The sequence below is a fragment of the Priestia sp. FSL W8-0524 genome, from assembly GCF_038005965.1.
In the GTDB taxonomy this organism is placed as follows: Bacteria; Bacillota; Bacilli; order Bacillales; family Bacillaceae_H; genus Priestia; species Priestia zanthoxyli.
The window spans coordinates 4,889,137-4,912,236 of sequence record NZ_JBBOUG010000001.1 but is presented as its reverse complement, the minus strand read 5'-3'; the positions used below and the strand labels follow the sequence as shown (position 1 = coordinate 4,912,236).

18 protein-coding genes and 4 tRNA genes are annotated in these 23,100 nt (G+C 38.3%); 17 read left to right on the top strand and 5 right to left on the bottom strand.

Features of this window, described 5'->3' with window-relative positions:
* The first annotated feature begins 39 nt into the window (after window positions 1–39).
* The 14 genes from dnaB to rlmH all read left to right on the top strand — a co-directional run bounded on the left by dnaB (window position 40) and on the right by rlmH (window position 11,300).
* Window positions 40–1,404 (top strand): replicative DNA helicase, encoded by a 1,365-nt coding sequence (gene dnaB, locus NST66_RS25630; protein ID WP_013059909.1) that lies wholly within the window; start codon window positions 40–42, stop codon window positions 1,402–1,404.
* Between the two features lie 187 nt (window positions 1,405–1,591).
* Window positions 1,592–2,878: an adenylosuccinate synthase gene (locus NST66_RS25625; protein ID WP_013085553.1), complete on the top strand. Its 1,287-nt coding sequence runs from the start codon at window positions 1,592–1,594 to the stop codon at window positions 2,876–2,878.
* A gap of 168 nt (window positions 2,879–3,046) precedes the next feature.
* Window positions 3,047–3,119, top strand: a tRNA-Lys gene (locus tag NST66_RS25620).
* Between the two features lie 15 nt (window positions 3,120–3,134).
* A tRNA-Glu gene (locus tag NST66_RS25615) sits at window positions 3,135–3,206 on the top strand.
* Between the two features lie 35 nt (window positions 3,207–3,241).
* A tRNA-Asp gene (locus NST66_RS25610) sits at window positions 3,242–3,317 on the top strand.
* 4 nt (window positions 3,318–3,321) lie between these two features.
* Window positions 3,322–3,394: transfer RNA gene (locus tag NST66_RS25605), tRNA-Phe, on the top strand.
* 262 nt (window positions 3,395–3,656) lie between these two features.
* A complete protein-coding gene (yycF, locus tag NST66_RS25600; RefSeq protein ID WP_013085552.1) occupies window positions 3,657–4,364 on the top strand; it encodes a response regulator YycF in 708 nt (235 codons plus the stop codon).
* 6 nt (window positions 4,365–4,370) lie between these two features.
* Window positions 4,371–6,278, top strand: coding sequence for a cell wall metabolism sensor histidine kinase WalK (gene walK, locus NST66_RS25595; RefSeq protein WP_033580358.1), 1,908 nt, complete (start codon window positions 4,371–4,373; stop codon window positions 6,276–6,278).
* A complete protein-coding gene (locus NST66_RS25590) occupies window positions 6,269–7,636 on the top strand; it encodes a YycH family regulatory protein (RefSeq protein WP_028411920.1) in 1,368 nt (455 codons plus the stop codon). The genes walK and NST66_RS25590 overlap by 10 nt, the downstream gene beginning before the upstream one ends.
* Window positions 7,623–8,402, top strand: coding sequence for a two-component system regulatory protein YycI (locus NST66_RS25585; protein WP_034263964.1), 780 nt, complete (start codon window positions 7,623–7,625; stop codon window positions 8,400–8,402). The genes NST66_RS25590 and NST66_RS25585 overlap by 14 nt, the downstream gene beginning before the upstream one ends.
* A gap of 18 nt (window positions 8,403–8,420) precedes the next feature.
* Window positions 8,421–9,215 (top strand): MBL fold metallo-hydrolase, encoded by a 795-nt coding sequence (locus NST66_RS25580; RefSeq protein ID WP_014457688.1) that lies wholly within the window; start codon window positions 8,421–8,423, stop codon window positions 9,213–9,215.
* 57 nt (window positions 9,216–9,272) lie between these two features.
* Window positions 9,273–10,505: a S1C family serine protease gene (locus NST66_RS25575; RefSeq protein WP_034263968.1), complete on the top strand. Its 1,233-nt coding sequence runs from the start codon at window positions 9,273–9,275 to the stop codon at window positions 10,503–10,505.
* A 73-nt stretch (window positions 10,506–10,578) separates the two neighbouring features.
* Entirely contained in the window at window positions 10,579–10,737 is a 159-nt protein-coding gene (locus NST66_RS25570; protein ID WP_013059901.1) for a CxxH/CxxC protein, read from the top strand.
* Between the two features lie 83 nt (window positions 10,738–10,820).
* Window positions 10,821–11,300: a 23S rRNA (pseudouridine(1915)-N(3))-methyltransferase RlmH gene (gene rlmH, locus NST66_RS25565; protein WP_028411923.1), complete on the top strand. Its 480-nt coding sequence runs from the start codon at window positions 10,821–10,823 to the stop codon at window positions 11,298–11,300.
* 169 nt (window positions 11,301–11,469) lie between these two features.
* On the opposite strand, the gene NST66_RS25560 is transcribed toward rlmH, so the two are convergent.
* Window positions 11,470–12,468, bottom strand: coding sequence for a tRNA dihydrouridine synthase (locus NST66_RS25560; protein WP_028411924.1), 999 nt, complete (start codon window positions 12,466–12,468; stop codon window positions 11,470–11,472).
* A gap of 298 nt (window positions 12,469–12,766) precedes the next feature.
* Between NST66_RS25560 and NST66_RS25555 the strand changes: the two genes are divergently transcribed.
* On the top strand, window positions 12,767–15,571 hold the full coding sequence (locus NST66_RS25555) for a DEAD/DEAH box helicase (protein ID WP_034263960.1): 2,805 nt from the start codon (window positions 12,767–12,769) through the stop codon (window positions 15,569–15,571).
* A 239-nt stretch (window positions 15,572–15,810) separates the two neighbouring features.
* On the opposite strand, the gene NST66_RS25550 is transcribed toward NST66_RS25555, so the two are convergent.
* Together NST66_RS25550 and NST66_RS25545 are read right to left on the bottom strand one after the other, a co-directional pair.
* The gene (locus tag NST66_RS25550; protein ID WP_033580362.1) at window positions 15,811–16,206 is read right to left on the bottom strand and encodes a (deoxy)nucleoside triphosphate pyrophosphohydrolase; all 396 of its coding nucleotides are present in this window, start codon (window positions 16,204–16,206) and stop codon (window positions 15,811–15,813) included.
* A 167-nt stretch (window positions 16,207–16,373) separates the two neighbouring features.
* Window positions 16,374–18,272 carry a PhoX family protein gene (locus NST66_RS25545; protein WP_325076053.1) on the bottom strand — a complete coding sequence of 633 codons (1,899 nt, stop codon included), beginning with the start codon at window positions 18,270–18,272 and terminating at the stop codon, window positions 16,374–16,376.
* 381 nt (window positions 18,273–18,653) lie between these two features.
* On the opposite strand from NST66_RS25545, the gene NST66_RS25540 reads away from it, so the two are divergent.
* Window positions 18,654–19,496, top strand: a complete 843-nt coding sequence (locus NST66_RS25540; RefSeq protein ID WP_176344941.1) for a PepSY domain-containing protein — start codon at window positions 18,654–18,656, stop codon at window positions 19,494–19,496.
* Window positions 19,497–19,536: 40 nt separating this feature from the next.
* Here NST66_RS25540 and NST66_RS25535 read toward each other — a convergent pair whose 3' ends face one another.
* Both NST66_RS25535 and NST66_RS25530 read right to left on the bottom strand, forming a co-directional pair.
* Complete coding sequence (locus NST66_RS25535; protein WP_340843739.1) at window positions 19,537–20,985, bottom strand: sensor histidine kinase; 1,449 nt, start codon at window positions 20,983–20,985, stop codon at window positions 19,537–19,539.
* Complete coding sequence (locus tag NST66_RS25530) at window positions 20,982–21,665, bottom strand: response regulator transcription factor (protein ID WP_028409748.1); 684 nt, start codon at window positions 21,663–21,665, stop codon at window positions 20,982–20,984. The genes NST66_RS25535 and NST66_RS25530 overlap by 4 nt, the downstream gene beginning before the upstream one ends.
* 228 nt (window positions 21,666–21,893) lie before the next feature.
* On the opposite strand from NST66_RS25530, the gene NST66_RS25525 reads away from it, so the two are divergent.
* Complete coding sequence (locus NST66_RS25525) at window positions 21,894–22,931, top strand: PepSY domain-containing protein (protein ID WP_340843738.1); 1,038 nt, start codon at window positions 21,894–21,896, stop codon at window positions 22,929–22,931.
* Window positions 22,932–23,100 lie beyond the last annotated feature (169 nt).

Sequence of the window (23,100 nt, the reverse complement as noted above, 5' to 3'; positions counted from 1 at the left end):
AAAGAAAATACTGAAAGAATATAAGAGGGGCATAGAAATATGAGTGATCTTTTTGCTGATCGTCTTCCGCCTCAGAATATTGAAGCAGAGCAAGCGCTATTAGGGGCCATTTTCTTAGAGCCTTCTTCTTTAACCTTAGCATCTGAACTGCTGATACCTGAAGATTTTTATCGGGCATCGCACCAGAAAATCTTTACATGTATGCTGAAACTTTCTGACCAAGGTGAACCGGTTGATTTGGTAACGGTAACGTCTGAATTAGCTGACCAAAAAATCCTAGAAGAAGTTGGCGGCGTATCGTATTTAAGTGATTTAGCTAACTCTGTTCCAACGGCTGCAAACGTAGAATATTACGGTAAAATTGTAGAAGAAAAGTCGATTTTACGCCGTCTAATTCGTACTGCAACGCATATTGCTTCAGAAGGATATGCAAGGGAAGACGAAGTGGAAGTTTTATTAAATGAAGCGGAAAAAAACATTTTAGAAGTAGCACAGCGTAAAAACAGCGGTGTGTTTCAAAATATCAAAGATGTACTTGTACAAACGTACGATGATATCGAAGTTCTTCACAATCGAAAAGGTGACATTACAGGTATCCCAACTGGGTTTAGTGATTTAGATAGAATGACAGCAGGGTTCCAACGAAATGATTTAATCATTGTAGCGGCCCGTCCATCGGTAGGTAAAACGGCTTTTGCCTTAAATATTGCGCAAAACGTTGCAACGAAAACGGATGAGAACGTAGCAATATTCAGTTTAGAGATGGGTGCTCAGCAGCTTGTTATGAGGATGCTGTGTGCCGAAGGAAATATTGATGCACAAAGGCTGCGTACAGGCTCGCTTACAGCCGATGACTGGGGAAAGCTCACGATGGCAATGGGATCTTTGTCCAATGCAGGGATTTATATTGATGATACACCGGGTATTCGAGTAGGTGAAATTCGTTCTAAGTGTCGTCGCTTGAAACAAGAAGGCGGACTTGGGATGATTTTAATTGACTACTTACAGCTTATTCAAGGTAATGGACGAAGCGGAGAAAACCGACAGCAGGAAGTATCTGAAATTTCGCGTGCGTTAAAAGCTTTAGCCCGTGAATTAGAAGTTCCTGTTATCGCCTTATCACAGCTTTCCCGTGGTGTAGAGCAGAGACAAGATAAGCGACCGATGATGTCTGATATCCGTGAATCCGGAAGTATTGAGCAGGATGCCGATATCGTAGCTTTCTTATATCGTGAAGACTATTATGAAAAAGACACAGAAAATCAAAATATTATCGAGATTATTATAGCTAAGCAGCGTAACGGTCCAGTTGGAACCGTACAGCTTGCCTTTGTAAAAGAATACAATAAATTCGTTAATCTCGAGCGGCGCTTTGATGACGCAGGAGTGCCGCCTGGTGCATAAAACCTCTCAATATGAGAGGTTTTATTTTATTGTTATCGCATTCGTTCCGCAAAATACGATATATTTGTAATAACTTTTGTTAAATCGTTCGGATTTAATTGACTTTAGTGTGATAAATTGATACACTTATCCATGGTTAAATTATGTCGTAGTGAGCTGTTGCTTACTAAGCGGAGGTGCTTAAGATATGTCTTCAGTCGTTGTAGTAGGAACACAATGGGGAGATGAAGGAAAAGGGAAGATTACAGACTTCCTATCAGAAAATGCAGAAGTGATTGCACGTTACCAAGGTGGGAACAATGCAGGTCACACAATTAAGTTTAATGGTGAAACTTATAAGTTACATTTAATTCCTTCAGGTATTTTTTATAATGACAAAACGTGTGTAATTGGAAACGGTATGGTTGTTGATCCAAAAGCACTTGTTCAAGAATTAAAATACTTACATGATCGCGGTGTAACAACAGAAAACTTACGTATTAGTAACCGAGCTCATGTGATTCTTCCATATCATTTAAAATTAGATGAAGTTGAAGAAGAACGTAAAGGTGAAAATAAGATTGGTACAACGAAAAAAGGTATTGGACCAGCTTATATGGATAAAGCAGCACGTGTTGGTATTCGAATTGCCGATTTACTAGACCGTGAAGTATTTGAAGCAAAATTAACACAAAACTTAGCTGAAAAGAATCGCCTTCTTGAAAAAATGTATGAAGTAGAAGGCTTTACATTAGAAGAAATTTTAGATGAGTACTATGAGTATGGTCAACAAGTTGCAAAATATGTTGTTGATACATCAGTAGTATTAAATGATGCGTTAGACGAAGGACGTCGTGTACTATTTGAAGGCGCACAAGGTGTTATGTTAGATATCGACCAAGGAACATATCCATTTGTTACATCTTCAAACCCAGTAGCGGGTGGAGTAACAATTGGTTCTGGTGTAGGTCCATCTAAGATCAAACACGTTGTAGGTGTATCAAAAGCCTATACAACTCGTGTTGGTGACGGTCCTTTCCCAACTGAATTAACAAACGAAATCGGTGATCAAATCCGTGAAGTAGGACGTGAATATGGTACAACAACTGGTCGTCCTCGCCGTGTAGGTTGGTTTGACAGTGTAGTTGTACGTCATGCTCGCCGCGTTAGCGGAATCACAGACTTATCTTTAAACTCAATTGATGTATTAACGGGAATTGAGACATTAAAGATTTGTGTAGCTTACCGTTATAAAGGGGAAGTTATGGAAGAATTCCCTGCTAGCTTAAAAACACTTGCAGAATGCGAACCTGTATATGAAGAGCTTCCAGGTTGGACAGAAGATATCACGGGTGTGAAAACATTAGATGAGTTACCTGATAACGCTCGCCACTACTTAGAGCGCGTGTCTCAATTAACAGGTATTCCTTTATCTATTTTCTCTGTAGGTCCAGATCGTACACAAACAAATGTATTACGTGGTGTATATAGCTAAATAAAAAGAGTTAGCTCTTCGTGAGCTAACCTTTTTTATTTATAATTGGTGCTTTGTTAACAAGACTTTTAAAAAAAGCTCAATAATAAAAAGAAAGTTTTAAAAAAACTATTGCATTCATATGAAATATCATGTTATTATAATAAGCGTCGCTAAGAGATATAACATGAGCCATTAGCTCAGTTGGTAGAGCATCTGACTTTTAATCAGAGGGTCGAAGGTTCGAGTCCTTCATGGCTCACTTTTGTTACAACGTGGCCCGTTGGTCAAGCGGTTAAGACACCGCCCTTTCACGGCGGTAACACGGGTTCGAATCCCGTACGGGTCATTTTTAATATTTTTAATACATAGCATATAGACTGAGGTCCCGTGGTGTAGCGGTTAACATGCCTGCCTGTCACGCAGGAGATCGCGGGTTCGATTCCCGTCGGGACCGCCATTTTGGCTCGGTAGCTCAGTTGGTAGAGCAAAGGACTGAAAATCCTTGTGTCGGCGGTTCGATTCCGTCCCGAGCCATCAAAAAGCATGACTTTATTTAAAGTCATGCTTTTTTCTTTTATTTACATTTAAAAGAAAACGTTATTTGCTTTGCATCTCTTTTATGGTAATATATTACTTTTGTATTTGGAGATGGTTGAAAATCATATATCTTCATGTATAGTAGAGGATGAACTTGTGACGTTTCAAGGGTTATCAAGTATAATAAAACTACGGTATTCAAACAGTATGAATACTATCTTTTATATTTTGCTTCAACTAATAAAGGAGAACGATGATCATGGATAAACGTATTTTAGTCGTAGATGACGAAAAGCCGATTGCAGATATTTTAAAGTTTAATTTGCAAAAAGAAGGTTACGAAGTATTTTGTGCTTATGATGGCGTAGAAGCACTTGAAAAAGTGGAAGAAGTACAGCCTGAAATGATTTTATTAGATATTATGCTTCCTCAGAAAGATGGAATGGAAGTTTGCCGAGAAGTGCGTAAAAAATATGATATGCCCATTATCATGTTAACAGCAAAAGACTCTGAAATTGACAAGGTTTTAGGTCTAGAATTAGGTGCAGATGATTATGTAACTAAGCCGTTCAGTACGCGTGAATTATTAGCACGTGTAAAAGCTAATTTACGTAGACATCAGCAGGTAGCTGTTCCAACAGAAGAAAGTGAAACGAATGAAATTACGATTGGAGCACTTGTTATTCATCCAGATGCTTATATTGTGTCTAAGCGCGGAGAAACGATTGAACTGACTCATCGTGAATTTGAGCTGCTGCATTATTTAGCGAAGCACATTGGACAAGTCATGACGCGTGAACACTTGCTTCAAACTGTATGGGGTTATGACTATTTTGGTGATGTGCGTACGGTAGATGTAACAGTTCGAAGATTACGTGAAAAAATTGAAGATAATCCAAGCCATCCAATGTGGATTGTAACAAGACGTGGAGTAGGCTATTATTTACGCAGCCCAGAGCAGGAGTAATTTTAGATGAAGAAAGTAAGGCTCCTGCAATCTATTCATTTAAAGTTTGTATTGATTTATGTGCTGCTCATTTTAATTGCGATGCAAATTATTGGGGTCTATTTTGCACGACAATTAGAAAAAGAATTAGTTAACAACTTTCGAACGTCTCTTCAAGAGCGGACAGACTTGCTGACGTATAACATTGGACAAGAAATGGTGAAAAATCGTGATGATGATTCACCGACTCTTGAGGAAGACTTAAAGACTATTTTAAGAGATTTTGCTTCAAGACCCAATTTAGCTTCAAATGATATGAATGACATTTCTGAAGTAAGAGTCATTGACCAAAATAGAAGAATCATTGCTACATCGAACTCAAATCCTCAACAGATCATAGGTAAAAAGACTAATGATTTAGCGATTACAAATGCGTTGTTAGCAGGAACGAACTCTGATAATGTATTTGTTGATCAAAGCGGGCAGCGAATCAGAGTTATGATACAGCCTATCCGTTTACAGGATAAAGTAGGTGCCAGTCAATCAAGTTCAACTAATAAAAATGGAAAAGTTCAGTCTAGCGAAGAAATCTTAGGCGCTATTTACTTAACAGCTTCCATGGAGCCTGTTTACGATCAAATGAGTAATATCAATCAGATCTTTAAGGCAGGTACGGTGATTGCTCTTTTTATCACAGCTATTTTAGGCGTGTTTTTAGCTCAGACCATTACTCGTCCAATGTCTGAAATGAGAAAACAAGCACTTGAGATGGCCAAAGGGAATTTTACGAGAAAAGCTAAGGTGTACGGGTATGATGAAATTGGTCAGCTAGCTCTCACATTCAACAACTTAACAAGAAAGCTTCAAGAAGCACAGGCAACGACAGAAGGGGAGCGCCGTAAGCTTAGTTCGGTATTAGCTCATATGACGGACGGCGTTATTGCGACGGATCGAAAGGGAAGAGTAATTTTAATTAATGATCCAGCCGCAGCTATGCTAAATGTTTCACGTGAAACGGTTTTGTCTGATCCAGTTGTTTCCCTATTAGATCTTGAAGAAACGCATACGTTTGAAAGCTTGCTTGCCAATCAAGAGTCATTAATTTTGGACTTTAGTACAAAATCGGATCCCTTTATTTTACGAGCTACCATTTCCGCTATTCAAAAAGAGACCGGTTTTATCAACGGGATTATCATTGTCTTGCATGACATTACAGAGCAGGAGAAAATTGATCAAGATCGCCGAGAATTTGTAGCGAATGTTTCACATGAATTGCGTACGCCGTTAACAACGATGCGCAGTTATTTAGATGCGCTTGCAGACGGTGCTTGGCAAGATAAGGACTTAGCTCCAACATTTTTAAATGTAACGCAAACGGAGACAGAGCGAATGATTCGTCTCGTTAACGACTTGCTTCAATTATCTAAGCTAGATAGCCAAGACTACCGATTTAGTCGTGACCCAATCAATTTTGTGAAGTTTTATCATTACATCATTGATCGCTTTGAAATGACAATTGAACAAGGTATTTCGTTCGTGCGCGACTTGCCAAATGAAGCAATCTATGTCGCTATTGATCAAGATAAAATTACACAAGTATTAGATAACATTATTTCCAATGCAATAAAATATTCACCTGAAGGCGGAACCATTACATTTTCAATTGCTCAGCATACGCATGAAATTGTTGTGAGCATTAAAGACCAAGGTATGGGAATTCCAAAATCAAATTTAGCTAAAATTTTCGAACGCTTCTATCGTGTAGATAAAGCACGAACGCGTAAATTAGGCGGAACAGGATTAGGGCTTGCTATTGCTAAGGAAATTATTGAAGCACATGATGGACGCATTTGGGCAGATAGTCAGGAAGGAAAAGGAACAACGATTTACTTTACTCTTCCGATTGAAAGTGAGAATGATGACGAATGGGAATGAGATATGAACATATCAAAACGGCCATCTTAGTTGTTCTCGTCGCTTCCAGTTTAATTATGACGTATCATATATGGACGTATCAGCCTTCTTATAAGGTCATTTCAAAAAATCAACATTTGCAAGAAGTTGAAGTTAGTTCAAAAAGTAAAATAGAAGATCATATTCTTCCAACAGAAGTTCTCTATCATCGAAACGATAATCACTACATGTCTCACGATGAAGATGATGTAAACAAATGGGTAAATGAAATGAAAAAGTGGAAATTTTCGAATGTGACGGACGTTTCGGATGCTATTTCTCCTGATGGATTTTTAAATTATGTCCATGGAAGTAATTCTATTGAAGTGCTGTATCCAGACGCACTACCTTTGAAAACATTTCAACAGCTTTTTTCATTTTCTCAAACGTCTTTGCCTAATCAAACATTTGACCGTGTACTCATTAAAATTAAGCGTACACCTTCCTTTTTCGTGAGCGTGTATCTTGTGAATTATGAGCAAAAAAAGATTTATTCGGTTACAGTCAAGAATTTGGCCAAAGATGATATCAAAGAATTAGAAGATAAAATGAAGCGTACGTATGCCCCGAGCCTTGTATATAAAGAAAACAAAAATCGGTATATCTTCCTTCCGGAAAATAATATTACGATGAATAGTGAAGTCTACTATACGAGCATGAGGCATTTAGATATTGAAAAATATAAAGAAGCGCTTTTTAACAACCCAGACTATGCACGGAAAGAAACGTCTACAAACCGAGATGTCTACACTGAAGGTACAAAAGTGATCAATGTCAATACGAAGACAGATGTGATGGAATATGTGAATCTTGTAAATTCCACGACCGAGGTAATGGAAGATTATAATTTAATAAATCGCAGCTTTAGCTTCGTTAATGACCACGGCGGCTGGACAGAATCTAATTACAGGTTCAACAGCTGGAATCGCATTACAAAAGAAATTAGCTATCGTTATTATAAAGATAACTATCCAGTGTACAGCAATCAGGGAATGACTGAAATATATCAAAGATGGGGAAATGCGGAGATTTTAAATTACCGTCGTCCTCTTTATCGTTTTGTAAGAGTACAGGACTCGAGTGTAGAAAAGCTGCAGTCATCTCAAAAGGTGATTCAATTAATTGAAAAACATCAAAACTTTGACCCGAATCTGTTAAAAGATATTTCAATAGGCTATCAGCTAGAAGAAGTGTCACAGCAGCCGAAAACCGGCGAAAAGACGGTTGAGTTTAATTCTAATTCTGTCAAACTCGTTCCTTCTTGGTTCTATTATTATAATAGCAAATGGTATCGAATTGCACCGCCGACCGAAGGAGGCGATAACGATGGATTGGAATAGAACAAAAACCATCTTTATTTTCACTTTCTTGATTCTTAATATTTACTTAGGCTATCAGATTTTTAAAACTCATCAAGAAGATCAGTACTCTCTATTTGTGGAGTCGAGCGTGGAAGAACAATTAACGAGTGAAGGCATTGAATATAAACATTTACCTGTAGATGTGAAAGAAGCTTCTTCGTTAAATGCTAAAAGTAAGCTGTTTAAAGAAGAAGACTTAAAAAAGCTGAAAGAGCAAAAAGCAGCGCTGCTTGAGGAAAAAACAATTCGAAGCGTATTGGACAAACCTTTTTCAGTGCCTGAAAAAAATACAAAAGCAAAGCTAAGTCAATTTTTGAAACGATATGTGCTCTCCGGTGAAGATTATGAGCTATGGAACGTTAATAAAGAGAAAAAAACAGTTACATTCTTTCAACAATATAAAAAACACAAAATCTATGACAATGAAAATGGCATGATCATTGCTCATTTAAATGACAAAGGTGAAATTGTTTCATATGAACAAACGATGCTAGGTTCCGTGAAAACGTTGGATGATGAGCAGGATGTTTTGTCTCCTTTAAAAGCATTGGAAAATTTGTTTTTGAAGGATGAATTGAAAAAGAAAGATTCTGTAACAAACGTAGAGTTTGGATACTATACGTTTGATCTGCCGTTATTAAATTCTCAAGTTTTAGCACCAACTTGGCACATTGTTGTAAATGGAGATACAAGTTATTTTGTAAATGCCTTTGAAGGACAGATCATTAAAAAAGGAAATAAATAAGTATTTGGAGTGAGATAAATGAGCCTGCATTTCAGCGTGCTAGCGAGTGGGAGCACAGGAAATGCGATTTTAGTAAGTGATGGAGAACATTCCTTACTAGTTGATGCAGGGCTGAGCGGAAAGCAAATGGAAGCTCTCTTTCAACAAGTAAATCGCAATATCCCGGATTTATCAGGAATTTTAGTGACTCACGAACACAGTGACCATATTAAAGGACTAGGTGTTCTGGCACGTAAATATAAGCTCCCTATTTTCGCAAATGAAAAAACGTGGAACGCAATGGATGGCTTGATCGGCAATATTGATACGGAACAGAAGTTTCACTTTGAAATTGGCCAAACGAAATCGTTTGGTCAATTGGAAGTGGAGTCTTTTGGCGTTTCGCATGATGCCGCAGAGCCTATGTTTTATGTCTTTCATCAAGGGTCTAAAAAATTAACCCTTATTACGGATACCGGCTATGTAAGTGACCGCATGAAAGGTACGATTAAAAATAGCGATATGTACGTATTTGAAAGCAATCATGATGTTGAAATGCTGAGAATGGGGCGCTACCCTTGGAGCATTAAAAGACGAATTCTAAGCGACGTGGGACATGTATCGAATGAAGACGCGGCGCTTGCAATGGCAGATGTGATTGGAGATCAAACCAAACGCATTTATTTGGCGCATTTGAGTCAAGACAATAACATGAAGGAAATTGCCCGCATGTCGGTTGCACAAGTGTTACAACAAAAAGACATCAATGTAGAGGACAATATTCTTCTATGTGATACTGATCCAAAAAGACCAACTGATATTGTTTATGTATAGTCTCTAGAAAGGAAGCGAAAAATAACTTCATTTAGTACGTGAATGCAGACATTCACGATGATAAATGAAGGGTCCGGTGATAGTGTGGAACATTATGATGAAGGCCAAGAGCCGAATAGTCGGCCGCCTAAACGCCGCAGAGGATATTTCGCTTCTGCTCTGATTGGAGCTATTATAGGTGCACTTATTGTACTGCTTCTTATGCCAGCCTTGGTGAGGAACGGGATTTTGCCATACGGATGGATGAATGATGAAAACGGAGATGAACAAACAGGGTCTACGATACAAAAGTCAGTATCTCTTGACGTCACTACGGCCGTCACAAAAGCTGTTTCCGAAGCCAATGCAGCAGTTGTAGGAGTTGTAAACATTCAGAACTCTGAAAGCTTTTGGAATGATGAACGAACTGATGCCGGGACAGGCTCAGGTGTTATTTACAAAAAGCAAGGCAATAAAGCTTATATTGTGACAAACTATCATGTCATTAAAGGCGCTAACGAAATTGAAGTGAGCTTCAGTAACGGTACAAGGGTATCAGCTAAAATTCTTGGCAGCGATGATTTAATGGACTTAGCAGTTCTTGAAATTGATGCAGGTCACGTGACAAAAGTGGCTACCTTCGGAAATTCTGATAAGCTTAAAGCTGGTGAACCAGTGATTGCTATCGGAAACCCGCTAGGCCTTCAATTTTCTGGATCCGTTACACAAGGAGTTGTCTCAGGAGTTAACCGTGTCATTCCTCAAGATTTGAATGGCGATGGAAATCCTGATTGGCAATCAGAAGTCATTCAAACAGATGCCGCAATTAACCCTGGCAATAGCGGGGGGGCTCTTGTTAATATTGATGGTGAATTAATAGGCATTAATTCCATGAAAATTGCCCAAGAAGCAGTAGAAGGCATTGGTCTTGCAATACCCATTAACATGGCTAGGCCCATTATTAATGACTTAGAACGATATGGTGAAGTTAGACGTCCGTATCTTGGAGTTAGTACACTATCATTAAGTGAGGTATCAGGGTATCATTTAAAAGAAACCCTTAAGTTACCGCATGATGTAGTAAACGGAGTCGCTGTTCTAAAAGTCGAGCCAGGTTCGCCAGCCGCTAAAGCTGGGTTGAAGGAATATGATGTGATTGTTGAGCTAGATCACAGCAAAGTAAGGGATATTGCGACACTTCGCAAACACCTCTACATTGAAAAAGAAATTGGCGATAAAATGAATGTAACGTTCTATCGTGATGGCAAAAAGAAATCCACAGAAGTAAAATTAACGCGTCAAATGAAGTAAAAGAAAAGTTATCCACAGGGGATAAACTCCTGTGGTTTTTTAATGAAAAGAATAGAGAAAGGAAGATAAATACATGAAGATATATTGCTGTTTAGAACACACGGAACTAGCCCTGGATGTAATGGTAGATGAGATTGAGCTAGCACCGGTTTTTGAAAAAATAGAAAATTCAACTGACAAAAAAAGCTGCGAATATTGTGACAATGAAGCTGTATATGTAGTAGGGAACTAATATTCTTATACAAAATGTGGATATAGCATGTGGATATGTGGATAATATCTGTGGATAAGGGATAAAGGAGAGGAGAATAGCCTGTGAATATCTCTATTATAACCATTGGAAAGTTAAAAGAAAAATACTTAAAACAAGGCATTGAAGAATATTTAAAGCGTTTATCAAGCTATGCAAAAGTAGAAATTATTGAGCTTGCAGATGAAAAAGCGCCCGAAAACTTAAGTGAATCTGAAATGGAACAGGTGAAACAAAAAGAAGGAGAACGCATCTTAGCGAAAATCTCAGATGATACTCACGTGATCGCATTAGCTATCAACGGAAAACAAAAATCTTCCGAGGAACTGGCAAAAGAAATCGATTCATTAGCTACTTACGGAAAAAGTAAAGTAGCGTTTGTCATTGGCGGATCGCTTGGCTTAAGCAGCGAAGTAATGAAACGTTCAAACGCAGCTCTTTCTTTTTCAAAAATGACCTTTCCTCATCAGCTTATGCGCCTAGTATTAGTAGAACAGATTTACCGAGCTTTTCGTATTATTCGAAATGAACCTTATCATAAATAGAACGTGTGGATATTTTTTCATTAAAAGCTGAGGCAGAAGGAAATGTAAAACCTTCTGCCTCAGCTTTTATCATATGTGGATAAATAGCAAACGTCTATAAAAAGGAACCAGAGGTTCTTCTCTCCGATAAAATGTTAGAACAATCGAGTTTAAGCAAACAAGATTTTATTTAAGAAACAGAAAAACCTTCGTCTTCTTTCACTCCAGCTCTGTCTTTAAACTCATCAAGCAATGCACGCACTTCATCAGTCGTTTCCGTGCTCATGAGTAGATTTCTTAATTCACTTGCACCGCGGAATCCACGAACGTAAATTTTGAAAAAGCGTCGAAGCGGTTTGAAAGGGCGCGGCTCTAGCTCTTCAGAATATTTGTCATGAAGGTCTAGCTGCAGGCGAAGAAGTTCTAATAGCTCTTCGCTTGTGTGCTCTTTCTTTTCTTTTTCAAACGCAAACGGATTATGGAAAATTCCGCGTCCAATCATGATTCCATCAACGCCGTACTTCTCCGCAAGCTCAAGACCTTTCTGGCGGTCAGGAATATCACCGTTAATTGTTAGAAGCGTATGAGGCGCAATTTCGTCACGAAGCTTCTTAATCTCCGGAATTAACTCCCAGTGCGCGTCAACATCGCTCATTTCTTTTTTCGTACGAAGGTGAATAGAAAGGTTCACGATATCCTGTTCTAGAATGTGCTTCAGCCATTCGTACCACTCATCAACTTGCGTATAGCCAAGACGAGTCTTTACGCTTACTGGAAGCCCTCCAGCTTTGGCTGCCTGGATAATCTCAGCCGCAGTATCTGGACGGCGAATCAGACCAGAACCTTTTCCGTTTCCTGCAACGTTCTGTACAGGGCAGCCCATATTAATATCAATGCCGCGAAAGCCCATTTCTGCCATGCCAATACTCATTTGACGGAAGTATTCAGGCTTATCTCCCCAAATATGCGCAACGATTGGCTGTTCATCATCTGTAAACGTCAAACGTCCTTTTACGCTATCTTTTCCTTTCGGATGGCAGTAGCTTTCCGTATTCGTAAACTCTGTAAAAAATACGTCAGGTCGCGCTGCTTCAGTCACAACATGGCGAAAAACGACATCCGTCACAGCTTCCATCGGTGCCAAAATAAAAAACGGACGCGGCAACTCATGCCAAAAATTATCTTTCATCTTATATCTAAACCCTTTCTTTTAGGGAAAACATCTTCCCAAAATTAAAAAGTGTAATTTCTTTTATCGGGTTGAATGCTAGTATAAACTTCAACCAATATATACTTTAATGGTATGGAACGAAAAGTGCAAGGGAACAAGACATTTTGTTTTGACGGAAAACCATACCATAAATAAAAAGTATTAAAAAGATCTCTAAGTCTAACTTTGACATTTTTTTAATTAACCAACCCTATTGATCCCTTCTTTCCGAACCTCTAAACTAAAACTAACAGTTTAATGGAAAAAGGTGGAGTCAATGAATAATCGGTTACTAGTCAATTCAAAAAACACCAGTCTCTTGCATGAGCTTGTAACGTCTTTAAAACAGTGTAAAAGCTTTTATTTTAGTGTGGCTTTTATTAATTTTAGCGGACTTCAGCTTCTTTTAGATCCTTTGAAGGAAGCGGCTAGTCGAGGCGTGGAAGGGCGTATTATTACATCAACTTATCTGAATTTTACAGAAGTGAAGGCATTAGAGAAAATTAAGAACTTTGATCATATTGACCTTAAAGTGTTTAGTGAAGTCGAAGAGAAGGGGTTTCATACGAAGGTTTATATTTTTGAGTATGAAAACGATTATAAAGTGATTATAGGTTCCGCGAATATAACGCAAAGCGCTTTAAAAAGCAATATTGAGTGGAATGTGGAAGTTGTGTCAAAGGGTGAGTCTCCTTTTGTTCAAGATGTACTAAAGGAATATGAGTATTTGTGGGAGATCAGTGATGATGCGACGAGCGAGTTTTTGACGGAGTACGAGAAATTTTTAGGTACTTTAAAAGAAGCGTCGTACAAGCCTCAGCAGGTATTCGAACGAAGTAACTATATTGTCCCGAATAAAATGCAGCAGCGAGCGATGGAAAACTTGAGACGCTTGCGTAGCTTTGGCGAAACAAAAGCGCTTGTAATTGCGGCTACGGGTACAGGGAAAACGTATATGTCAGCTTTTGACGTTCAGAAAGTTAAACCCAAAAGGCTGCTTTTTATTGTACACAGAGAAGAGATTTTAAAAAAAGCAAAAGAAACATTTGAAATACTGTTTGTTAATGAATCGATGACTTTTGGTCTTTTGACAGGGAATTCAAAGGATAAAGAGGCAGATTACATATTTGCGACGATTCAAACACTAACGAAATATTACAGTGAATTCGATCGAGACCAATTTGATTATATTATTTATGATGAAGCCCATCACGCAACGAGCCCATCTTATCAAAGGATAATGGAGTATTTCACCCCAGTCTTTATGCTAGGAATGACAGCTACACCGGAGCGAAGTGACAGCATGAACGTATTTGATCTGTTTGATAATAATGTTGGAATTGAAGTGAGACTTCATGAAGCGTTGGAAGATCAATTGGTGGTGCCGTTTCATTACTTTGGTATCACAGATATTGAAGGTGTAGATTTAAGCGATATAGATATTGATGATATTACAGAGGTTACCAAGCGTTTAAAAGTAAATGAGCGCGTTGATTTTATTATTGAAAAAATGGAGTTTTATGGTCATGATGGTCCAAAGCGTAAAGCGCTCGGATTCTGCGCAAGCGTTGAGCATGCAGAGTATATGGCAGAAGAGTTCAATAAGCGAGGCTATAAAAGTGAGGTTTTACATGGGAGTCACTCGATTCCTTATCGTCAAGCATATATTGAGCGTTTAGAAAACGAGGATGATGAACTAGAAGTTATTTTTTCTGTTGATATTTTTAATGAAGGTGTCGACATTCCATCAGTGAATTCGGTGTTAATGCTTCGCCCAACGAACTCTCCTATTGTATTTATACAGCAGCTAGGGCGCGGCTTGCGTAAGCATGAGAGTAAGTCATTTTTAACAGTGCTCGACTTTATAGGAAACCATAGCAAACTCTTTTTAGTTGCGCTCGCGTTAAACGGCAGCCGCTATTACGATAAAGAAAGCTTAAAAGTTGCCATCGCAACAGGGTTTCCAAGTATTCCAGGGGCAACGCATATTCAAATGGATGAGATTTCTCGCGATCGCATTTTAGCTCAAATTGATCATGAAAACTTTAATTCCATGAAATATTTGAAAGAAGAATACAATGAATTTAAAAAGCTAAACCAAGGAAGAATTCCTTATTATTTGTTGGATTATTTAACATTTGACGGAGCACCAGATCCAATCAAGTTTATTAATAAAGAAAAATCGTATCTCCAGTTTGTAGCGAAGACTGAAAAAGACGACCAGCTCAAATCACTTTTATTGCATAAAGACTTTGAAAGTGCGCTAAAAGAGCTATCTAGCAAGCTGCCAATCAAGAGAGTTTACGAGTTTGTTATTTTAAAATATTTATTAAATCACAATCACATTTCATTGTCCCAGGCGAAGCAAGAAGTTTTAAAATATGTAGATAACGTTGAAGAAGATTCAGTACAACACGCATTCGAAGTGTTAAATCAAGACTACTACGACAGCGGTCAACTTCGTTCAAAGCTCAAGCTAATTGAGTTTACTGGAGAAGAAGCGGTAAAAACAGAGCGCTTTACCAATGTGCTGGATAATACACAGTTTAAGCAGTTCATTAAGGACGCGATTGATTATGGAATTTTCCGCTATGAAAAAGAGTTTGGAAAAGAAGATTATGGAATTCCACATTTAAAACTGTATGAACAATATACCATGATGGACCCCGCATTGTTATCAAACTATCGTAAAACGCATAGCTCATTCCGTGGTTCTGGCTTGTTAGTAAATGAAAAAGAGTTCTTTTTATTTATTGATCTTCATAAGGAAGAAGATATTAAAGAAAGTATTAACTATCAGGACAAGTTCATTGATAAGCGTACGTTCCACTGGCAAACACCAAACAGTACGGCACAGACGTCTGAGCGAGGAAAGAATATTATTTTTAATAAAGACAGAGGCATTCATCTACACTTATTTATACGAAAATACCGTGAAATTGACGGTAAGACCGAGCCGTTCATCTATATTGGAAAAGGAAACACGGTCGAGTATCATGGTGAAAAGCCAATCACAGTTATTTTAGAGCTTGAACACGAAGTGCCAAAGCTTTTGTATACGGAGTTTACTGAAAAAGTATGAAGGCGGGACAAAAGTAGTGTAGTTGAAGTGAAAAACGAACCATTAATCAAACTGTTTGATTAGTAGTTCGTTTTTTTGTTACGGTGAACGTAGATCTTATCTGTTTCGTTCCTTCTAGAAGTTGATTGGAGTGCAAGGCGAAGCCTTGCACTCCAATCAACTGCGGTGTCACAAGCGATTCACCTCGTGTATCCCATTTGTTCGTCGTTAGATGGAATTCATTTCGTTATGTCCCATCCTCATTTTTCTTTCACCAATAATTCAACTGCCGGAATATCTGCAGGAGCCCAAACAAGTGAAAGGAGATTTTCTTTGTTTAGCCAAAGTAGCTTTGCATGCTCGGTTGGTTGAGGGGTGCCTTCTATGATTTCTGCTTTAATTGCAATAAGTTCAATAATAAATGTTTCGTATTCGTGTACGTGTTCATTATGTAAATCAATCGTTTTTACTTTACAATGTAGCTCTTCTTCAATTTCTCTAACTAAAGCAGAGTAAATATCTTCGCCTTCTTCTACTTTACCACCAGGAAATTCCCATAAGTTCGCTAGTGACATATTATTGGAGCGCAAGGCACAAAGTACTTCTTCTTTTTCATTTTCGATTACTGCGGCAACGACTTTTACTTTTTTCTTCATTAGTCATCCTCCTTAAGTAGCTTTTTACTTTATCATAACATAGGAGAGTAGCGGGTTATATCCTAGGTGATTTGTTCATAGATCATAGTGGAGTTATTCTATAGTATATAAAATAAACATACTAAAACCACGTCTGTCACTCACAACAGACGTGGTTTCATTACGTATTAATGCTTTTTGTAAGGAGCGCCGTCCTTAGAAGGCAGTCCAGAAATGTATCCGACACCACCTGTTTCTTGAATGCCAATGCTTTCTTTCATTGCATTAGCTAACTCTTCTTTATCAACAGCGGTAATATTTTTGTCGCTGATGTCCTCGCCCGGGTGCTGATAGTTGCTTAGTACGTAGCGAGAGTTTTTAATGTTTTCTACTGCACGAAGTCCTGTTGCTTCTGCTCCCACTGGAACCGAAAGGATGCGTGATAGTTTTTTGGTTTTTACATTATAGGCCCATACAAAGTTGTTTGTGTGCAGTGAGCTGTCTTCTCCGATAAACAGTGTATTTAAGTCATTTGAATACGTAAGGTTATCAGGGTTGGCAATTTTATTTGGATCCGCTGTATTGCCGTATGCATCTGCTTTTTCTAGGTCTTGTCCAATCAATAGCCCTTCCATACTTGCAGGAACGTAGCGGCTGTTAATCTTGCCTTTTGCTTGGTCTTTTTGATGCGAGCCTAAGTTCAGCTGGTAGGTCACACCAGACTCTAATTTTGGAAGCTGAATATCATCTTGTACAGCACCAGGCTCTTTTAGCATGGCACTATTTTGGTAAGAAATAGCCATATACGCTTTTTTGTCTTTTTTATTAACCGTTAGTCCTTCCATCTTGTTGAATTCAGACGTGGCACCTAGAATCGCACCGTATCTGCGTGATTCTAAAAAGGCAGCTGCTTTTTCCATGCCAGGCTTTACTTTTAAATATTCAACTTTTTTACTTGCGGCGGTTTTGACTGCTTTAAATCCTTTTGTAGGCTGGTCGGCTGTTTCAAAAATATCACTAAATTTTGTGCCTTTGTCGATTATTGTTTTCACTTCATTGTCTGTTGCATGGCCAAGCTTAATCCACTGAAGGTCGCCTTTCCCTCCATTTTTTGTGCTCGTTTGTTTAAACTTTGCGGCATAAAGAGTTCCTGCTGAGAAGTCTTTTTCCTTATCTGCTACATACATAAACATCATGGTATTAGACCCATCGTCTCCAAAAAGAGCGGTTTTATTATCTGGAAGTACCTGCATCATTTCATGTGAAAAACGGCCTGTGCTGTAATGTTTTACGACAGACGCATCGCCGCTTTCATCCACTGAAATTTCTGGAATCCAGCCGTAGTAGTAAGGGTTTGCTTTTGACGTGTCACCGAAATAAAGCTTAGCGAAGTTCGTAACGTCTTTATAAGAGCTAGATGCAGGGTCTTCAAAAGCGCGTGCATCAGGCTCGTATTCTTCTGAACCGAGGTGAGTACCCCAATCCGTTGTAGAGCCATTACACGGCGTCCACAAACCATTTACATTAGAAAAATCAATTTTTTTGGCATGGTTGACGGTTAGTTTTCCTGTTTTATCATCTCGATCAACTTGTGTAAGCGTCATGGAAGCAGGAAGACCGGAAATCTCTTTTCCAGCATTATTAACAGATTCGTATTCATAATGTGAAATAATATAAGACTTACCGTTAATGGTAATAAAGCTGTTTGAATCCGGCGCGTCTGATACGTACGGTGATGGCTGATCAGGAACGCTTCGGTCAATAATTGGATCCCCGTTTGCATCGATTGGTGTACCTGCGGCGATTAATTCTCCTTTATTATCGACAATTTTATCTTTTGAAAGAAAGAGTTGGTTATAGTTAAGCGGCGTTTCTTCCACACTTCCATCTTTATACGTTACTTTTACAGAGGCCTCTGTATACGTTTTAATCATATTTTCAATCGTAGTAGGTGCTTTCATTGGCTGAAACTCGACGCTTTTGATTTGTTTTGGATATTGAACTGGATGATGCTCTGCTGCAAAAGCAGAAGCGGCGCTAGAAGCTAAGAGAGTGAGAGATAGTCCAAGAGATACTCGTTTTTTCATGGTTGATAACCTCCAAATCGTATTCATACATTTATTAAATCATTTGATTGTTGAGGAAATATGAAGAGAAGCATTGGATTTGTTGAGCTGTTGTTAAGAACGTTGAACATTTAGATGACAAGTTTAACTAGAAGTTATTCAGCTATCTTTCAGAATTTGTTCAGATAGCATTCAGCTGGGCTTCATAGTGAATTCATGTTCCGCTCTTACAATAAACACATAGCTAAAGAGGACAAGAAGCGCTTTGGCTCGTACAGCAAAAGTGAAAGGTATTTTAGCAGAAAAAAACGTTACTCCAATGGCGCTATTTTGATAAATGACCGCTGTTAAAACCTTTAGCTTGTGCTGTAAATACATTGGAAATTACGCGGAGGTATAATCATGATTGGAAAAGTATTAGCAGGAAAAGCAGTAGTAGCAAAAGCCGTGGGAGGTGCCACAATTGGAACAGCTATTGCTCTTGGTTCAATGACAAGTGCATTTGCTTCAGACGGTCAGCACATTACTTCAACAAAAGCGTCGGCTCATACTGAAGCGGCCACATATACACAAGCTCAAGCAAAAACAATTGCCTTAAAGAACTGCGGAGGAACGGTTCAATCGGTTTCTTTTGAAAATAACGCCTACACGTTTTTAATTCACGGAAAAGATAATCAAGACCATCATGTGAAAGTAAATGCACACAGCGGAAAAGTGGTAAAGGTTGAAAAACTATCTTTTTCTCAAAGTGAGGCACAAGCAGTAGCGGTGAAAAACTGTGGAGGAACGGTTAAGTCGGTAGGCTTCAACGATGGAGTGTATACGTTCTTAATTCATGGAAACGATAGCCGTGATCACCACGTAAAAGTCAATGCACAAAGTGGAAAAGTGATTCAAATTCAAAGCGCTGCATTTACAAAAGCACAGGTTCAATCAATTGCATTAAAAAATTGCAGTGGAACGATTCAATCGAGTTCATATGCAAATGATGTATACACATTTTTAATTCACGGGAAAGATAACAAAGATCACCATGTGAAAATAAACGCTGAAACGGGAAAAGTAATCAAAGTCGAAGCGGTAAAGTTTACGCAAGAACAAGCTAAACAAGCTGCTCTTCAACAGCACAAAGGAACGGTTCAATCTGTTTCATTCAGTGAACAAGCGTACACGTTTGTGATCAAAGGAACAGACAATATAAAACATACTGTAAAAATCAGCCCTCAAACAGGAAAAGTATGCTGATTTGATAAAAAAGACGATTGCTTCAAGGCAATCGTCTTTTTTATGTCAAGGGCAATACGATTTCAAAAGCAGTTCCTGCATTCAATTTGCTTTCTACATGTATTTTCCCCCCGTGCAGCTCTATAATAGATGCGCTAATGGCCAAGCCTAAGCCCGCTCCTCCATATGCCCGAGAGCGTGAAGCATCAGCTTTGTAAAATCGCTCAAATAAATGAGGAAGGTGTTCTTGAGGAATACCATGACCGTTATCTTGTATTATTAACGAAAGTTCTTTCTCATTTATTTTTCCTATCACTTGAATAACTCCTGTAGTTGGATTTGTATGCTGTACGGCGTTGGAAAATAAGTTTAAAACAACTTGTTTAAATTGATCTTTGTTAATGTCTGATGGTAAACGGCTTGGAAAGTCGAATAAAACCTTTCTGTTCCCCGCCAATAGTATGAGTTGAGGTTTCATGTCTAAAATCAACTCATCTACAAAACAGTATTCTTTTTGAAACGGTGGAAGTTGATCAAGCTGAGCAAGAAGCAGAAGATCCTGAATAAGTTTGTGCAGTCTTTTGGACTCTCCATACATGCTTTTTAATGCGTCGTTTAATTGATCTGGATTACTGCTAGCCCCTCTTAATAAAACTTCTAAAAAGCCGTGAATAGATGTAAGCGGCGTTCGCAGTTCATGCGAAGCATCCGCAACAAAACGCCGCATTTGTTCTTTGGCTTCTGTTTCTGCTTTAAATGCTTTTTCAAGACGTTCAAGCATTTCATTAATAGAAAGAGAAAGGCGATCCATTTCGATTTGTCCTTGATTAACAGGTAAGCGGTCATGTAAGCTTCCGGCATTAATATGCTCCACTTTTTTAGTAGTAGTAAACAAAGGGACTAACGTCTGTTTTAAAACAGAAGAAAAAACAAAAAAAGCAATGGTCATTGCGGTAAGTGAAAGCATTAAAAAGATGACCATTTGTCTGATTAAGAGGTCTCTTAATGATTCTGTGGGAGTATTAATTTGAATAACTCCCTGTATTTCTCCATCAAAGATAATGGGTTTTAAAACAATGACTTGCTCTTGATGACCATCCATTTTTTTTATGAGGCTCGTCGTGTTGTCCGGCTGGTTGCTGTTTTTCATTACTTGTTTGTATGCAGATGCAGAAAGCTTAGGGAAGTAAGAATGATGTGGATCCTTAGCCAGCCGTAAAAAGGTGCTTTTTTGATTGATAAAGGTAATATTAACGCCCGGGAAATAAACCATTGGTCTTGATGATTGTTTTACATTCTGGCTTGTTTCAATATCGTGCTTCCAGACATCATCGGGAATTAAGTGAATTTGGTCTTCGATGCTTCTAATTTTATTTGTGTAAATAAATTGCTTCATAAATACGTATTGAAAAACGCCTATCAGCATCAGTAAACTCAAAATAACGAGTAAACTTCTAGATAAAAGCTGAAGGCGAAGAGAGTTCAAATGAAAGAAACGTTTGTGCTTCATGAAATATCAATCCGGTACCCTACACCGCGAAGCGTTCGAATAACGGTTCGGCTATGGTCCTGTAATTTTTCTCTCAGTGATCGAATGTATACTTCAACAATGTTTTCTTCTCCTCCAAAATCATATCCCCACACTCGATCTAAAATGGTGGATTTACTTAGTACGAGACCGTGATTAATAACTAAGAATTTTAAGAGTGCATATTCAGTAGGGGATAAATCAAGTATGTGATTAAGGTATTTAATTTCTTTGCGGCGGTCATCAATTTTAAATGGACCGATGGATACTTCGTCTAATAAGTTGGGAAATTGATTGCGGATTCTAGCTTGAATGCGCGCAAGAAGTTCTTCAAAACTGAAGGGTTTGACCATATAATCATCTGCTCCAATAGTCAGCCCCTTTACTCGATCGTCCACTTGATCTTTTGCTGTTAGCATGATGACAGCTATATTCCCCATTTTCTTTAACAAGCGGCATACTTCAAATCCATCCATTCCCGGAAGCATAACATCTACAATAGCGATATGAGGCTTGAATTCTTTGGCTATATTAATGCCTTCCATTCCGTCTTGGGCAGCTTTGATATCAAATCCTTCATTCGTTAACCCTAAAGATAAAAACTGTAAAATAGTTGGTTCGTCATCTATAAGCAAGACTTTAATTCCTTTTAGTTGATCCATCATGGTGAAAACTCCTTTGCTCCTCTACTTTCTATTATGCTTTTTTATCTGAAACAGCCCTGAATAATAGCTGAAAGCAAGCTGAAAAATAGTAGCTATTCTTATATCTTCAGCTAACTTTAAGCTTCTATTCGTCTTATTCTCAGAAATCTTTTGCATAATGAACGGCGTACTAGATAGAACGCCATAGACGGAAAGTCTAATGGTGAAGGAGGAGGAAATGTAAGGATGATTAAATGGGCAAAAGTATTGTCTACATCTGCTTTAGGAGCTGCAGTTGCATTTAGCTCTATTACAACGAGTCACGCTGCAGAGATGAAGACAGCGAAAGCAGAGACAACTGAACATGTCAGTATCTCGCAAGCTCAGGCAAATGGTATTGCTCTGCAAGATTGCGACGGGACAGTCACATCTACGGAATTTAAGCAAGAATCAAGTGTGTATGTGATTACAATTGTAACGAATAACCTTGAGCAAAGAATCGTAGAAGTAAGCGCAAGCACTGGAAAAGTAGTGAAGAAGCAAGAAGTGAAGTTATGGACACAAAATCAAGTGAAAGAATCCATTTCTAAGCAGTATACAGGAGCGATTCAATCTATTACATTTAACAAAGAAACGAATGAATATACGTTAACTGTAGTAGATGGCAAAGTAGAATATATGCTAACCGTGGATGGTCTAACGGGGAAAGTCATTCATGAGAATAAAAAAGAGCTGCAGCTAATATCAGAGCAAAAAATAAAAGAAGCAATTGTTAAACAATATAGTGGTTACGTATATAGTCTAGAGTTTAAAGAATCCGCTAGTCAGTATGTCGCAGTGATTCTTAAAGATAGCACTCAATATACGGTAACGTTAGATGCTTTCACAGGAAAAGTAGTTAATACTTCTCAGCAAGAAGTGAAGCTATTAACGAGACAAGATGCAAAAGATCTTGCATTGGCTACATATGCAGGTAAGGTGAAAACGGTAGAATATGATCAAAACGCAGCGATTTTCACAGTAAAAATAATCAAAGATAATACGGAATACACCGTTACAATCGATGCGGTTTCGGGTGAAATCACACATGTAAAACATGATAAGCTTCAGCCGTTAACGGAGACCGCTGTAAAAGTTCTTGCTTTAAAACATCAAGAAGGAAAAGTAGAGCATATTGAGCTTATAACAGAAAACTCAATAACTGTATACGTGGTGACTTTAGTGAGCGGAAGCAAGCAGCAGACGCTTAAGTTCGATGCATATACTGGACAAGAGTGCTCATAATTTTTTATCTTAAAACATAAAACATACATTTCATTTTTCATTCATATCAAGCAGAGGGTGCTTCAAGGCATCCTCTGCTTTTCTATTTTGTAACTGGAAACATTACCGGTTATCTATGTTAAGATAAATGTAGATTATTCTCGTAAAATGGATAAAACTAGAATGAACT

Coding starts and splice junctions, on each gene's coding strand:
- dnaB (WP_013059909.1), top strand. CDS start 40: ATGAGTGATCTTTTTGCTGATCGTCTTCCGCCTCAGAATATTGAAGCA.
- NST66_RS25625 (WP_013085553.1), top strand. CDS start 1,592: ATGTCTTCAGTCGTTGTAGTAGGAACACAATGGGGAGATGAAGGAAAA.
- yycF (WP_013085552.1), top strand. CDS start 3,657: ATGGATAAACGTATTTTAGTCGTAGATGACGAAAAGCCGATTGCAGAT.
- walK (WP_033580358.1), top strand. CDS start 4,371: ATGAAGAAAGTAAGGCTCCTGCAATCTATTCATTTAAAGTTTGTATTG.
- NST66_RS25590 (WP_028411920.1), top strand. CDS start 6,269: ATGGGAATGAGATATGAACATATCAAAACGGCCATCTTAGTTGTTCTC.
- NST66_RS25585 (WP_034263964.1), top strand. CDS start 7,623: ATGGATTGGAATAGAACAAAAACCATCTTTATTTTCACTTTCTTGATT.
- NST66_RS25580 (WP_014457688.1), top strand. CDS start 8,421: ATGAGCCTGCATTTCAGCGTGCTAGCGAGTGGGAGCACAGGAAATGCG.
- NST66_RS25575 (WP_034263968.1), top strand. CDS start 9,273: ATGATAAATGAAGGGTCCGGTGATAGTGTGGAACATTATGATGAAGGC.
- NST66_RS25570 (WP_013059901.1), top strand. CDS start 10,579: ATGAAGATATATTGCTGTTTAGAACACACGGAACTAGCCCTGGATGTA.
- NST66_RS25560 (WP_028411924.1), bottom strand. CDS start 12,468: ATGAAAGATAATTTTTGGCATGAGTTGCCGCGTCCGTTTTTTATTTTG.
- NST66_RS25555 (WP_034263960.1), top strand. CDS start 12,767: ATGAATAATCGGTTACTAGTCAATTCAAAAAACACCAGTCTCTTGCAT.
- NST66_RS25550 (WP_033580362.1), bottom strand. CDS start 16,206: ATGAAGAAAAAAGTAAAAGTCGTTGCCGCAGTAATCGAAAATGAAAAA.
- NST66_RS25545 (WP_325076053.1), bottom strand. CDS start 18,272: ATGAAAAAACGAGTATCTCTTGGACTATCTCTCACTCTCTTAGCTTCT.
- NST66_RS25540 (WP_176344941.1), top strand. CDS start 18,654: ATGATTGGAAAAGTATTAGCAGGAAAAGCAGTAGTAGCAAAAGCCGTG.
- NST66_RS25535 (WP_340843739.1), bottom strand. CDS start 20,985: ATGAAGCACAAACGTTTCTTTCATTTGAACTCTCTTCGCCTTCAGCTT.
- NST66_RS25530 (WP_028409748.1), bottom strand. CDS start 21,665: ATGGATCAACTAAAAGGAATTAAAGTCTTGCTTATAGATGACGAACCA.
- NST66_RS25525 (WP_340843738.1), top strand. CDS start 21,894: ATGATTAAATGGGCAAAAGTATTGTCTACATCTGCTTTAGGAGCTGCA.